Source organism: Paenibacillus odorifer (assembly GCF_000758725.1).
GTDB classification, from domain to species: domain Bacteria; phylum Bacillota; class Bacilli; order Paenibacillales; family Paenibacillaceae; genus Paenibacillus_AQ; species Paenibacillus_AQ odorifer.
In genome coordinates, this window is sequence record NZ_CP009428.1 from 5281351 (window position 1) to 5296603 (window position 15253).

Below are 15253 nucleotides of genomic sequence, written 5' to 3' on the forward strand. Positions count from 1 at the left end.
TCACCTCCTTAAAATCATTCACGAAATCATGTTGACTCTGTTCACTTATACCAGTGCGCCAGCATCGCTGTCAAATCTCGGGATAAAATGCCCAAGATCCCCATCACTCTTGCATATTCCATACGGGTCGGCCCAAGGATCCCAATGCTTCCTAGTGCCTGCCCATCAAGTGAATAAGTGGCGGTGATCAGACTACAGTTAGCGAACGCTTCGTGATTGTTTTCTGTTCCTATTCGTACTTGAATACCTGTGCCACCCACTGTAGGGGCCAGCATTTTGAGCAGTGTCGGTGTCTCTTCCAGCAGATCAAGAATACTCTTCACCTTGTCTACGTCTTTGAACTCAGGCTGTGTCAGCATATTCGTTGCTCCGCTGAGATAGATGCGCTGCTCTTGATCGCTTTCCAGCGCGGTGTCCAGCACCTGCATTAATTCTTCATAATGTGAGATGTGACGCTGCATTTCTTCGCCAAGCTCGGAATAGAGCCGAGTCTTCAGCTTATAGAGTGGTACATTGACCAGTTTACTATTCAGTAGGTTAACCACTTTCTCCATCTCGGAAACAGAAATCTCCGGCGGAATGTTCACCGTACGATTCTCAACTTGCCCCGTACTTGTGACGATAATGGCCACAGCGGTTGTATCATCTAATGGTAACAACTGAAAATGACGCAATGAAGTATGAAAAACCTCCGGTCCCAGCAGGATGGAAGTATAATTCGTCATATTGGAAAGAATCATCGCCGCATGTTGGATTACCTGCTCCATTGCATTTAGCTTCTCGGCAAAAAAAGCGCGGATCGTGCCCATTTCTGCCGTTTCGGCGGAATTCCACGGTACCAAATGATCCACATAATATCGGTATCCTTTATGGGAAGGAATTCTTCCCGCCGATGTATGAGGCTGCTCGAGATAACCTAAATCCTCTAGGTCAGCCATTTCATTTCGAATCGTAGCCGGACTGTATCCTACATCTCCCCGTTTAGAAATGCTGCGAGATCCTACTGGCTCTGCCGATGAAATATAATCATCCACAATTGCATTTAGTATCATTCTCTGGCGATCAGTTAACATGTTATTCCCTCCTATCGGCTGTGGCTCCGATTCGTTAGCACTCGACTCAGATGAGTGCTAACCACTAATACAAAAATACCAAACTGACATTGACATTGTCAAGTCAGTTCAGTATCTTAAGCACTGCTATTTCATCGCAGGCATGCTGCTTTTTACAATTCACGCAATCTGTCCATACTTTTTCAGGGAAAATCTCTTTCTGGACGACTTCAAATCCATTTCTAAGAAAAAAATCAACAGCATAGGTTAGTGCCATTACCTTTGGGATTTTCTGGTTCCTAGCTTCCTCGACCAGCTTCGCCAATATCATGGAGCCTACGCCTTTACCCTTGCCTTCATCATTCAATCCAATTGAACGAATCTCTACGAGATCATTCCCGAGCTTGAAAAGTGAACCACAGCCTACGAATCTGCCTTCGATTTCGGCAACTACGAATTGATCGATCTGGCGTGTCAGCGCCTGCCGGGAACGGGGCAACATGATGCCGCGCTGGGCATACTCTTCTATCATTAGATACAATGGCTCAACGTCTTCTACCACAGCATTTCTACAAATCACCTGTGCGTCTCCCGCTGGAGACGAATGGCGAATCATTTCCGTCTTGGCAAGCACTTTGGTTCACCCCTCTGTTGATAATATGAATAAATATACAACAGAGTGAATTACAATTCAAGGGGTATTTTAAAATTAAACTTCTGTCAGGGCGCCTACAAATTCAGCAAAAACATCGTTCCCAAACAAGATTCCTTGCTTGCTGAGTCGGTAAACCCCTGCTTCTTGTTCCAACAGCCCTGCATGCAGCATTTTATGCAAGGATTTCTCGAATACTTCCTCTATTGAACGCCCGAATTGCGCCTGAAAAGCTTCATTAGAGACGCCCTCATGCATACGCAAGCCGACCATCATAAAGTCTTCCATCGCTTCTGCTTCTGAGATTGGGTATGCATCCAGTCGTGGCAGCCCTTTACGTGAGGCTTCTACATATGGATTTACGCCCTTAACATTAATATGCCGCTGACGTCCCACATATCCATGTGCTCCTGCTCCTAGACCATAATAATCTTCATTACGCCAGTAGGTGATATTATGGCGGCTCTCCATTCCTGGTTTTGCGAAGTTACTGATCTCGTATTGATTGTAACCTGCTTCCTTCATAGAGGACATCAACAGGAGGTACATTTGTAATTCATCTTCTTCATTAGGAAGAGGAAGCTTGTTCTTATTAAACAGCGTGTGAAAAAGAGTATTCTCCTCCACCTTCAAGCTGTAAATAGAATAGTGGGGTAGATCCAGCTCCAACGCCTTGCAGATACTTTCGCCCAACATCTCCACAGTTTGATTAGGCAACCCAAACATCAGGTCAACCGAAAGATTATTAAGTCCAACTGCACGTGCATTCTCTAAGCTCCGGTATACATCATCTACATTATGAATCCGGCCGATGCCTGTGAGCAGCTCGTTCTGAAATGCTTGAACGCCAAAGCTCACCCGGTTCACGCCACCTTCTTTCATAACCGTCAGCTTGTCCAGATCCGTTGTTCCAGGGTTAGCTTCCATAGAGAACTCAATATCTTTATCCCAGTTTGGGAAATGCGTACGAACAGACTTTAAGAAATAAGCCATTTCATCAGGTTTTAAAACAGTGGGTGTGCCTCCGCCGACGAAGATCGTTTTGATAACACCCGGAGGGGTGTTCTTGACGGTCTGCTCCATCTCTCGATCCAAAGCTTCGAGATAATCCATAACTGGCTGATCCTTGAGTACATAGGAATTAAAATCACAATAAAAGCACTTATTGGTACAAAAAGGGATATGAATGTATACAGCCTCAGGGGGACGGCCATTAGTCTTCGTTGTCATTAGCTGTCTCCTTTATATAAAAATATCGTTTGAATAGTGTAATCTAAAAAACAAGAAAAGGGAAGCCTGACGGCTTCCCTTCGAGGGCGTTCAATTATAAATGAACTCTATTTTAGAATACAAGAAAGTATAAGTTTTACGTTATCCTATATATTTTGTATTTCCCGCAGAAACGGATACCGTCCCTATAAAGTCGGCAAAGCCGTTGCTTCTTGATAAATCCGCATTTCCACAAGTTCGGCATGTACTCCACCGTTAGTTTCATGAATAACGATCCGGACAGCATCTGTAAGGACAGGCTTCTCTAATCGATGAACATTCTTCCGGCGATGGTTGTCTTTGACACGGAGCATGACTTGCCACGCGCCATCAATGAGCAGCTCTACATCATAGTTCTTTACCAGTTCAGGAATCACTAGAAATGGCGTTTCATGGTGATGTAAGTTGATGAGATCTTCATTGACATCATCATTAAAGGTGAAATGAATTTCGGAGACTGGGGCAGCATCCGGGAGACGCGCCTCTACCCACTCCGATCTACCCGCGGTCATCGGCTCAGAAACCCAGCTATGCGGTCCCGCGAAAGGTCGAACATATCCATCAATGACTTTAGATGCAGCATATGCCGATGTTTCTACTGCAAAGCAGAAATGCCTGCGTACAAGTTGTTTCATGCTCCACTCTATCACCGGCTGATCTGGCTGATGATCCTCCAGCGCTGAATCAACAACGGATTTAGCACCTCGCTCAAATGTAATGACACCAGTGATTGGGGTTTCTGAAATATGCAATTGAAGGTGTTCATTAGCTCGAATAATAGCGAAGATATTACATTCGCCGATTGGACTACATTTCTCCTCTTGTATCGGAACTTCAATCCATTGCTGCTCTCCAGCCTGTACTGTTATAACATCAACCTGTTTGCACTCCGCCGGCACGTAATTTTCCGCGCGTCCAGTCGTCCAGATCTCCACGGTCAGCTGCGTCTGAATACTTGCTGACACAAGCAGCCTTAACCCACGGATACTTCCTTCAACCGGAAACAAAATCCCTACATCATGAGAAAGCTCATAAGCTTCGGCTGGGCGATCCAGCAGGATACCATTCATCGTGCTGGATGCATGAATCTCGCTTTTTCTGGCGAGGTCCAGTGGATCCTCGTTACGTAATCCAATAATCGAAGCATCTTGCTTTAACATCACCTGTTGCAATTCATGCATATGCTGCTCGCGAATTTCACGTGGGGTCACACCTTTGATGACGGATAAAGCTGCACCTGCTCCAGCTGCTTCACCCATGATCGCACAGGTTGCCATAACGCGTGTTGTTCCAAAAGCCACATGAGATGCACTGATATTACGACCCGCGAAGAATAGATTCCGCACATTCTTCGAATATAGCGAACCAAATGGAATATGGTAGATCCCGTCCGCATGCAGATGCTTGGAGCCACTCTCTTGTGCGTACATCCCCTGTGGTGGATGTAGATCAATCGACCAGCCACCAAATCCAATACGGTCTGCAAATTCACGCTGCGCGAGAATATCATTTTGCGTTAGAATCGTATCGCCAACAAACCGTCTGTATTCACGTTTACCCGGAATCGAGCCAACCCATTCAAGCGTCATATTCTCGGCATCAAAATGGCCTGAGTTTTTGATATAATCCCAAATTCCATAAATAACAGAGGATAGCTCATCACGTATACGTTCATTCTCATCCACCGTATCAAGCTCGCCGCCCCACTCAATCCACCAGTAGTGACAGCCTGAATCCCCACTCCGAATGACCCGGCGGATCGGGATAGACGTTGTTGTAATATCCTTCGCGAATGAGGGTGCTACATAACGTACCGGTTTTCCAGTATCCTGTGTATAAAATAATAATGTACTGCCTAATGTAATATTATCAGGCACTTCTGGTGCCCATTCCTCATTAAATTCATGACGGGCTTCACGTCCTAATCGGAAATCCGCTCCTGCTAGGAAGCCAACTAAACCATCACCCGTACAATCGATGAAAGCATCGCTCTCGAACGTGATTAAACGCTCAGATCCCATCATCCAGCCGGTCACACTCTGAATCGTACGCTCCTCTGCCTCACCTTCCGCTTCCACTTCACGTACATCGGTATTTAGGAACAAGCTGATATTCGATTCTGCCTTCACCGCTTCGAGCAAGGTTAGATCCCATAGATATGGATTCCCTTCCGGGTTCCGGTATTGATTCTCGATGAATAGCTCACCCATAATGCCTGTCTCACGTGCATAGCGATTTACACCATGTCCTGTTGCACCACATACCCAAACCCGAACTTCTGAACTCGAGTTACCACCAAGTACAGGACGATTCTGTACCAGTGCTACCTTTAACCCAAGACGTGCTGCAGCAATCGCCGCGTTCATCCCTGCAAGTCCACCCCCGACCACTGTCACATCGGATTTAACCGTTTCTGTTCTCATGTCAGTATCCCTCCTATAGTTAGCCTTTCACAGCCGAGCTAGAAATCCCTTGAATAATATATTTCTGACCTATGAAGAAGATAACAATCATTGGAATGATCGCAGCCGACGAAGCGGCCATCATCCCGTTGTAATCCACATTGTTCTCAAGAATAAAATTCTGCAATCCAAGCGGAATGGTATATAGCTTAGGGCTCTGCAAAAATACAAGCGCATTCTCATAATCATTCCATTGCCAGGAGAAATCAAGAATAGCAAACGTAGCGATTGCCGGCTTCGCTAATGGCAGAATTAAGCGGAAAAATATTCTGTAATGCCCGGCTCCATCCAGAAAAGCAGATTCCGTGATTTCCTTAGGAATGCCCATGAAGAACTGCCGAAGCATAAATACACCGAAGATCGAGAACATGGCTGGAAGGATTAGGGCCAAGTGCGTATTGTAAATCCCAACCCAGTTAAACATGATAAACTTAGGAACAAAAAGCACCTGCGGTGGAATCATCATCATGGATAGATATATGACGAATAGGCCATCACGCCCTTTAAACGAAGTACGTGAAAATCCGTAAGCGGCAAGGGCAGATAGAAACACAGCTCCCGCAGTTCCAATAATCGATATCTTAAGTGAATTTAAATAATACGGAACAAAATCATAACTTCCTGTCCATACCCGAATATGATTGCTCCAGTTGAGAGATGAAGGCAGCCATTCGTTAAACACCTCGGCAGGTGTCTGAAAAGATGTGCTGAGCATCCATAGAAAAGGCACAATCATAAATAGTCCTAGAACAAACATGATGATCGTCACTGGCAGCTTCACCTTCATGTTTCCTGCTTTTTCATTCATACCGCCTGCTCCTTTAATTTATGGTTTCGGGGCCTCCCGCAAAGCTCCACTTTGTAGGGTTATTTAGTAATGAACCCAGCGCTTTTGGCCGATCCACTGAATGACTGTAATGACGAGAATGACGGCGAACAAGAACCATGAAATGACTGAAGCGTATCCCATATCGTAATAACTGAATGCTGTTTTATAAACGAATAGTGATAAGACCGTCGTACTTCCGCTAGGTCCTCCAGCCGTAATGGCTTGAATAATCGAGAACGATTTCATCGTCATAATTAATCCGGTAATCATTAATAAAAAAGTTGTTGGACTAACAAGAGGCCATACAATTTTCCATGTTGTTTTGAATGTGCTTGCACCATCGATCCGGGCAGCTTCTAGCTGTTCTGTCGAAATTTCCTGTAGTGCTGCTAAATATATGATCATATTGTAGCCAAGCATCAGCCAAATCTGTACGATATCAATGGCATACATTGCGGTTTCCGTATCTGCAAACCATCCTGGCGGCGATGTTATGCCAATCCAGCGAAGCAGTTCATTGATGGGTCCCTGTGAAGGCTGAAATAGCAGCATCCAGACAAATGCAACGGCTACTCCACTAGAGATATACGGTAAGAAAAACATTCCACGTAATACGCCTTTAAGATACACACTGCGGTTTAGAAATAGCGCCACAATAAAAGCGAGCACCATCGATACTGGAACCGATATCAGGAATATCACCGTATATTTGATCGAGGCATAGAAATTATCGTCATGGAACAACCGTTTGAGATTATCCAGCCCGGTAAATTGCCAATTCGGATTTGAAAATTGATAATTCGTAAACATCAGGACAAAGGAAAAGATTGCAGGAATCACAAAGAATAAGAGAATACCAATCATATTCGGGAGAATAAAAGTCATGCCGATCCAGCCTTGTCTGTCCATCCAGCTTCTCCGCTTCACGGTATCGCCGCCTTTCGTATGCTGAAAAATGGGTACACGAAAGAGAAGAACGAAGAAATCTTCCTCCTTCTCTTTTGTGCCAGCTATTTCTTTATTTCATTAACTCTTGCGAACGGGTTTGCATATTTTTCATCGTGGTATCAATATCTTGCTTATTTAAGAAGTATTTTTCATACTCTTCTTTACGTGCATCAATGGCTTGTTGAGGTACATTTAGCTGGAAGGATGGGAATTTGCCGAATACAATATTATTCATTGAATCTGTATCATATTTGTCTTCTACACCATTCAAGAGAAGGCTCATCGCTTCCTTACTGTCCACACTCTTAGAGGCTGGAATACGACCCCCGCTTGCCATTGGCAGCATACCGCCATCCGCATACCATTTTGCGAACTCCCAAGCTGCATCCAGATTCTTGGACTTTGCATTAAGAGCAAGCATGTCACCCACACCGCCCGAATATTTATAATCCTTTTGATCTTTATTCACTTTTGGAATAGCGGCGAACGCGGTTTTGAAATCATGCGGATAGTCCTTCAAGTTGTTCGCATTTCTAAAAATAAATTCACCGGCTGCCAGCATTGCCGCTTTGCCTTGCAGGAACATGGTATCCACCGGCATTTTACTGGTCAGCTGCTCCCCATATTCCGGTGTGGATTTGTCTACGAACATCATGTTATGCAATATTTCCAGGTGCTGTTTCCAGAGATCATTCCCAAAGTTTGAGGTACCATCCGCCTGTTTCACACCCATTCCAGCCAGCGTACCGTCCATCGTTGTTGAGAAGGAGGAATCTGCCTGCAATAATCCGTACACACCAGGCTTCGTTAGCTTCTTCGCATACTCCTCAAGATCTGACCAAGTCCAGTCCACCGCAGGAATCGGTAATCCTGCTGCATCCAGCATATCTTTGTTCAACCATACAAACGCCATGTTTTTCTTTGTAGGAATCCCATAGTACTTATCATTGATTTTCCACATCGCTGCGTCCTCGCCGATCTGGCTGTCGATATCATAATCTGTTTTCGTGCTCAGATCCAAGGCAACGCCTGCATCCATACGTTTCTGTAAATGAGCAAGATCGTAGTTCATGAAAAGGTCTATGTTTTGATTGGTCATCAATGCAGTGTCTAGCTTTAAGTTGCCTGCATCGTCATTTACATTACGGATATACTCGACCTGAATGTCTGGATGATCTTTATTCCAGTTATCAATTACAGCTTGAGGCCCGGCTTCTGCAGGAACTGCCCCCCACATAGTGAGCTTTATTTTCTCCTTTGCTGTTTCTCCATTTGCACTGCCCTGAGCCTCATTACTTCCACCACTCCCACAACCAGCCAGCATCGTACCTGCTAATAAGACAGAAAGCACTGCAGGATACCACTTTTTCTTCATAGATAGCTTCCCCCTTGGAAGGATTATGTGTTGTGCTCTACATCTATAACTTTATCATCAGAGCGGATTTTGGGGGATGAACTACATTTGGGAACTTATAGAACGTTTTTTGGTTCTTTACGGAATTCATTTGGCGTGACACCACACCACTTTTTGAAGATTTTTATAAAATAATTATCGTTCTCAAAGCCTACCTGCTGCCCAATCTCGCTAATCGTTAGCTTCGTTTCTGCAAGCAGCATTTTCCCAGCCTGAATCCGACGCTCTTGAATATAATTGGTCAACGTTTTCCCTGTCTTTTTCTTGAATAAGTCACTTATATAGCTGGCATCCATCCGGATCAACTCTGACATGGATTTGAGCGAGATGTCCTCAGCATAATGTTCTTCAATATAAGCTATAATTTTGTTCATCTCCACATGATCTGTCGGTCCCGTTTGTTGCTTCTCCGGAAACCATTTATCGGCTTTCTTCATCTTCACCATTCGCTCCAGCTCGGCCTGAACCTTACCCATGGTCTGCTTCAAACCTTGGAGATCTAAAGATAACTTCAAAATGTAATCCGAAGCCCCAAATACGAGCGCCTGGCGGGCGTATTCAAATTCACTCAATGCGGTCAACATTACAAACCGGCATTCGAAGCCTTCCTCTCGCGCAATTTGAAGAAGCTTCACCCCATCCATCACCGGCATATTGATATCCGTCACTACCACATCAGGCTGAAGCTCACGAATCATTTGCAAGCCTACTTCTCCATTCTCCGCCTCACCTATAATTTCAAACGGGATTCCAGCCTTTAAGAATAGCTTCCGTATACTTTTAACCGCAGGTTGTTCATCATCCACAATTAACGTTCTCCACATGTGAGCTTACCTCCATCGTAAGGTTTTGAAATAAGGAATGGAAAATGGATGATCACTTCAGTTCCTGTATCCGAAGATACAATGTCCATACCTGTCCGTTGATTCTTGAACAACAGCTCTAAGCTCTCCCTAATATTCTGAACACCGATTCCTTTACGTTTCCGTGTAGCCTTATTCAGCTGTGCTCTTTCTATCCCCATGCCGTTATCTCTAACCTGCAGGTACAGCTGTTGTCCAGTCACCTTAGCGGAGATATCAATTCTCCCTTGTTTTACTGACTGACCGAAGCCGTGAATCAAGCTATTTTCAATTAAGGGCTGCAGACAAAATTTAGGGATTAACGCGTATTGCAGCTCCTCGTTGATATCATATTGAATTTCAATCCCATGTCCAAAACGTTGCCGCTGTATCTCCATGTAAGATTCTATTAGTACGATTTCATCCTTTAACAGGATCAAATCCACTTCAGTATTTAAGGTTGTCTCCAATATTTTTCCTAGTGCAACACAAATTCCATAAATTTCATCATCATCTTTATCTAAGGCAATGCTCTTTATCGTATTCAATGTATTTAGTAGAAAATGCGGGTTCATCTGCGAAAGTAATACCTGAAATCGAACGAATTGCTTCTGTTTTTCTTCAAGCTGAAGACGCTGCAACAGCTCATTTAAATCATGAATCATTATATTGAAACTCTGAGTCAGGGCAAGAATCTCTCCCCGCCCTTGCTCGGGTAATTTCATTTTGAGATTCGTCTTAGCGGTCATTTCCATCTTCTTCTGTAGCTTCTTAAGCGGCACTGTAATCGTCGATGATATGAAATAAGTTAATAGAACAAATAGCAGCAGAATGATTCCAAATCCACCAAAAAACCGTCGTTTCTGCTTGTCTACTTCAAGAAAAAGCTGTGCTAGCTGCACCTTTTTAACAACATAGCCATTTAACTCCTCGATGTAGCTGTAGGTGTATAAGCTTTCCTCCTTCGGGTTGACAATGGATGCAGCACGCCCCGTCTGCCGCTGGTTGGCACTCTTCACAATACTCTGCGCAATATCAGAGGAAAAAGCCTCATCCTTAAGGGGATTAAGCATCACTCCCCCCAAGGCATCGAGTAGAAATAAAGCCCCTTCCTGTTTACTCCCTAACGTTGATCTAGTAAACCACTCCTCATAATCGATACTTAATCTTGCATAGGCATAAATATTCAAATCATTGTCACGCATAACTTCATAGAGACTAAGCATTTTCTTACTTGTTGTACTTTCCCGGACCACATTATTCTTGTCATTCGGATTCCATATATATCGATTCGTTCCTTCTCGCTTCAATGCTTGAACCCAATCCTCCGATTGGATTTCGTCGTAGCTCAAAGTTTCCTTTGGCATAAAGGAAGTGTATGCGTTTCCATGAAGGTCGATTAAAGTATAATACACCGTCGCTCCACTCATGAAGAATGTATTTTCAATCGCTCCAAACTTGTTTTCAACGAGTTTTTTTCTCGTGATTTCATCAGATTGCTCGGGATTCTTCATTATCGATAAAATCGTCGTATCTTGTTCGAGTAATGACCCTGTTTTCATCACGAGACTCATGAGATCAACAAAACCATTCTTAATACCAATAAGCTGCTCTATGTTCTTCGTTTCCGCATTATCCTGCAGCATTCGTTCTGTCTCTTTAAAGTTATATAGAACGAGTATGGCAATGGGTGTTAGTACCAACAGCAAGAAAGCTAATAAAATCCGATTCTTAAAGGTACTTGGCGTAAGTTTCAAATATATTCGCTTCACGAGGACTCCCCTCACTTTGTATGTGCTTACAATCCTTCCCCCTATTGTAATCTGCTCCTGCTCAAAAAAATAGAGCCGGGATATTCTCCCGGCTCTACCTATTTTTTACTCGTCGATCTTCAGTACTGCCATAAACGCTTCTTGTGGTACTTCTACACTACCCACTTGCTTCATGCGTTTCTTACCTTCTTTTTGCTTCTCAAGCAGCTTCCGTTTACGGGAAATATCACCGCCGTAACATTTAGCAAGTACGTTTTTGCGCATCGCCTTAACGGTTTCACGCGCAACTACCTTCGTACCCACAGAGGCTTGAATCGGCACTTCGAACATTTGACGAGGGATAATCCCACGTAATTTCTCACAAATGATACGTCCGCGGTTGTAGGCACGATCGCGGTGAACGATAAAGGACAAGGCATCGACCTGCTCATTGTTAAGCAAGATATCCATCTTGACCAGATTCGAACGACGGTATCCGCAAATTTCATAGTCGTAAGAAGCATATCCTTTCGTACCGGATTTCAACTGATCAAAGAAATCATAAACGATCTCTGACAGCGGAATCTCGTACGTAATCGTTACACGATTAGTATCTAGATATTCCATATTTACGAACTCGCCGCGTTTGTTCTGGCACAGCTCCATTACAGTACCCACGAAGTCGTTAGGCACAATGATCGCTGCTTTAACATACGGCTCTTCAATATAGTCAATCGTACCGATCTCCGGATAATGTGACGGGTTGTCGATTTGGATCATTTCGCCATTGGTCAGCATAATTCGGTAAATAACACTCGGCGCTGTTGTGATTAGCGGCAGATTGAACTCGCGCTCAATCCGCTCTTGAATGATCTCCATATGCAAGAGTCCAAGGAAACCGCAACGGAAACCAAATCCAAGCGCGCTTGAGCTTTCCGGCTCAAAGCTTAGCGAAGCATCATTTAGCTGGAGCTTCTCCAAGGCCTCACGAAGATCGTTATAATCGGAGGTCTCAATCGGATACAACCCGCAATATACCATCGGGTTGATCTTACGGTAACCCGGAAGCGGCTCAGCAGTAGGATTCTTTGCGTCAGTGACAGTATCACCGACACGGGTATCTCCAACATGCTTGATCCCAGCTACGATAAAGCCAACATCACCGATGTTCAATTCATCGACAATGGTCATACGCGGCATAAATGCGCCAACTTCAATGACCTCGAAGGTCTTCTCAGTTGCCATCATCTTAATCTTCGAACCCGCACGGATCTTCCCGTCCATTACGCGCACATAGACGATAACGCCTTTGTAAGGATCGTAGTGAGAGTCAAAGATCAATGCTTTAAGCGGCTCTTCTGAATTACCGGATGGCGCAGGAACCTGCTTCACCACCTGCTCCAGAATTTCCTTGATTCCGATACCGGCTTTGGCAGATGCCATAACCGCTTCACTGGTATCCAGCCCGATAACATCCTCAATCTCCTGCTTTACCCGGTCAGGGTCAGCGTTTGGCAAATCAATTTTGTTGAGCACAGGTAGGATTTCCAAGTTGTTATCCAGTGCTAAATACACATTGGCCAGCGTCTGTGCTTCAATTCCTTGAGCCGCATCCACGACCAGCAGTGCGCCTTCACATGCTGCAAGACTGCGGGAAACTTCATAGGTGAAATCGACGTGCCCCGGTGTATCAATCAAGTTGAGATAATACTCTACACCATCGTCTGCACGATAGGTTAAACGCACGGCTTGCAGCTTTATTGTGATACCACGTTCGCGCTCCAGATCCATCTGATCGAGTACCTGTTCCTGCATTTCACGCGTGGTTAGTGCCCCCGTGTATTCCAAAATGCGGTCAGCTAGTGTCGATTTACCATGGTCTATATGTGCAATAATCGAGAAATTGCGAATTTGTTGTTGTCTTTTCTGAACGTCAGTCATTCCTTACCCCCACAGACAGCCTGATATTAATCCACTTATTATAACAGTACAAGCTTACTCCATCAATCCCGCGCTGGCCCAAAACAAAAGAAACAGCTATACACGATCCCGTGAAATAACCGTTTCTTCTAAATTTGCTGTTAATTTTCTGCCGAAGCGAACAATGAAACTACCCAGCGGATTCCCTTCTGGGAAGCCTGCTGCAAGAGACCTGCCGTCTTATCTGCCAGAACATCGACTGTAGGCTTTTGCTCCTCAGGAATTAGAATTTGCTCCGGAGATTTCGTACTATAATCATCCACAACTTGCTGAGGAGGATCTGCGGCTGGCGTTGTATTGCTATTTTGAGGCAAAGGAGAAACAGCCGTATATGCACCTGTGACAGGATCGATTACCATTGGCACATATACATAAGTCTGCCCACCCTGTGTCACACCATTCTTTTGCAGTTGTGGCTGTGGCTGCATGCCTGTTACTTGACTGGTCTGCGTAGTCGGGCTGGCATTCCAGCCGGGTAGAATCTTAGAGACTGTTGACCCACCGCTTCCGCCGAACTGCATCCCTAAGAGGATGCCAATCCCTGCCCAAATCCCAACCATAACCAGTTTTTTTCCGAAACGCGACATGTACACCACTCCTTTTTGATCCTTGGTAATTTATTTTACGAAGCTCCGTTTGATTTCTTTGGTGTTGTAGTGGGATTCGCCACTTTTTCAGGTGCGTTCACCTTCTGAGCGTCATGACTGCTCCAGTACACATCAGCGATAGCATCTGCCAAAATATCAGCCGTCCGCTTTAATTCCTCAGCCGAGTTATCAATTCCGCCCACTTCAATCAAAACACTATTGGGAGACAGGGTCTGATTGTACTCTCCGTTGTTGCCTTTACCCGCAGCTTTTCCCCATATCCCACGAGATATTCCCGGGTAATTCTTTTCAAGCTGTTGATGAATCTTATTGGCAAATTCTTCGTTCTTCTTCCAGTCTTTATTTGCATGTCCAATGATAAAATAGACCTGTGCATAGCTTTTCCCGTCAATAACAGCTGTTGTTTTGCTATGACGCTGCGAATCACGGTGAATGTCGATAAAACTATCCATTTCCTCATTTGCGCTGAGTGCTGATTTAACCAAGATCCGGGAATATTTATAGGAAAAGTTCCAGTTATAGTCGGTGACTTTGGTCGGAAAATCTTCTTTGGCATGAACCGTACCAATCCCGAGCTGTTCCAGTCTTTTCGTAATATATGATCCTACCAGCATTACATTTTTAGTTGAAACTCCGGAGCTGGGATTTTCATTTGCTGCCCCTAACAGAGGATTGTAGGCTTCTCTAGGATGTGAATGATAGATTAGAATCCGTTTGATCGAGGTATCCTTAGTGCTGTCTGTGCCGCTTTGCGGATTACTCTTATCCGTCCCTTCCTCCGCCGCTGATGGATCAGGAGATGGTGCAACCGTCGCTTCAGGCTGCTGTGTTGTAACATCTTCTTGCTTGTCCCCTTCGTCCGGAACAGAAGTTTCCGCATCTCCACTACCCTCAGCCAGCTCATCAGTCCCAGGATGATAATCCACTGGTGCTCCTGTAGATCCACCTGAACCTTTCCGCAAAAGAAATGGATCATCCGCCGCCATCCCCGGCACTTCACGAGAGACTAGACTCTTAGGGTCACCTGGATTCACGCTGGTCAGCAACTGAAATACGAAAGAAGTTACCTTTTCACCTGAAAAAGCGGATGGCTCTTTACCCTGCGGTAAATGCGGCACCTCCATCCCCAGCAGCTCCATGAAAAAACCACTAGACAGGGAGGCGGCAAGCCCCTTCATTGAAGGAATGGGTGAAGAGCTAAGCTTCTGTCCGGCCAATCCACCAGCTCCAAGCAGCATAAAAAATACTAGTGAACCTCCGGCCAACAGCAGCATCGTTCTCCCCAGCGATAAAACATCCAGCATTTTTCCCCTTAAACGGCCGATGTTCCAAAGCTGAAACCATTTTTTATTCATTGTAGTTATGTCCTCCTCCAGCCCTCTGTAATCTCTTATACTCCAAATCTATGAGTGCAAGAGCAATACTAGAACCGAAAATGAGAGAATA

General features: G+C 44.7%; 12 protein-coding genes. All 12 read right to left on the bottom strand.

Translation table 11 applies throughout. The annotated features are described in order from the left end of the window. Positions 1-41: 41 nt before the first annotated feature. The 12 genes from hrcA to PODO_RS23170 all read right to left on the bottom strand — a co-directional run bounded on the left by hrcA (position 42) and on the right by PODO_RS23170 (position 15162). Positions 42-1073: a heat-inducible transcriptional repressor HrcA gene (gene hrcA, locus PODO_RS23115; RefSeq protein ID WP_036677493.1), complete on the bottom strand. Its 1032-nt coding sequence runs from the start codon at positions 1071-1073 to the stop codon at positions 42-44. Between the two features lie 103 nt (positions 1074-1176). Then, complete coding sequence (locus PODO_RS23120; RefSeq protein ID WP_051490987.1) at positions 1177-1668, bottom strand: N-acetyltransferase; 492 nt, start codon at positions 1666-1668, stop codon at positions 1177-1179. 93 nt (positions 1669-1761) lie between these two features. Further along, positions 1762-2934, bottom strand: coding sequence for a radical SAM family heme chaperone HemW (hemW, locus tag PODO_RS23125; protein WP_038572935.1), 1173 nt, complete (start codon positions 2932-2934; stop codon positions 1762-1764). A 185-nt stretch (positions 2935-3119) separates the two neighbouring features. Next, entirely contained in the window at positions 3120-5396 is a 2277-nt protein-coding gene (locus PODO_RS23130; RefSeq protein WP_038572937.1) for an FAD-dependent oxidoreductase, read from the bottom strand. Between the two features lie 19 nt (positions 5397-5415). Beyond that, entirely contained in the window at positions 5416-6243 is an 828-nt protein-coding gene (locus tag PODO_RS23135) for a carbohydrate ABC transporter permease (RefSeq protein ID WP_038572939.1), read from the bottom strand. Between the two features lie 63 nt (positions 6244-6306). After that, on the bottom strand, positions 6307-7191 hold the full coding sequence (locus PODO_RS23140) for a carbohydrate ABC transporter permease (protein ID WP_232061438.1): 885 nt from the start codon (positions 7189-7191) through the stop codon (positions 6307-6309). A 91-nt stretch (positions 7192-7282) separates the two neighbouring features. Next, entirely contained in the window at positions 7283-8587 is a 1305-nt protein-coding gene (locus PODO_RS23145) for an ABC transporter substrate-binding protein (protein WP_038572941.1), read from the bottom strand. 95 nt (positions 8588-8682) lie between these two features. After that, on the bottom strand, positions 8683-9450 hold the full coding sequence (locus PODO_RS23150; protein WP_036677509.1) for a response regulator transcription factor: 768 nt from the start codon (positions 9448-9450) through the stop codon (positions 8683-8685). Further along, positions 9435-11240 carry a sensor histidine kinase gene (locus PODO_RS23155; protein ID WP_244886382.1) on the bottom strand — a complete coding sequence of 602 codons (1806 nt, stop codon included), beginning with the start codon at positions 11238-11240 and terminating at the stop codon, positions 9435-9437. The genes PODO_RS23150 and PODO_RS23155 overlap by 16 nt, the downstream gene beginning before the upstream one ends. 105 nt (positions 11241-11345) lie before the next feature. Then, positions 11346-13160, bottom strand: a complete 1815-nt coding sequence (gene lepA / locus PODO_RS23160; RefSeq protein ID WP_036677511.1) for a translation elongation factor 4 — start codon at positions 13158-13160, stop codon at positions 11346-11348. 140 nt (positions 13161-13300) lie between these two features. Beyond that, positions 13301-13786 carry a hypothetical protein gene (locus PODO_RS23165; RefSeq protein ID WP_036677514.1) on the bottom strand — a complete coding sequence of 162 codons (486 nt, stop codon included), beginning with the start codon at positions 13784-13786 and terminating at the stop codon, positions 13301-13303. A 35-nt stretch (positions 13787-13821) separates the two neighbouring features. Beyond that, positions 13822-15162: a stage II sporulation protein P gene (locus PODO_RS23170; RefSeq protein ID WP_036677516.1), complete on the bottom strand. Its 1341-nt coding sequence runs from the start codon at positions 15160-15162 to the stop codon at positions 13822-13824. Positions 15163-15253 lie beyond the last annotated feature (91 nt).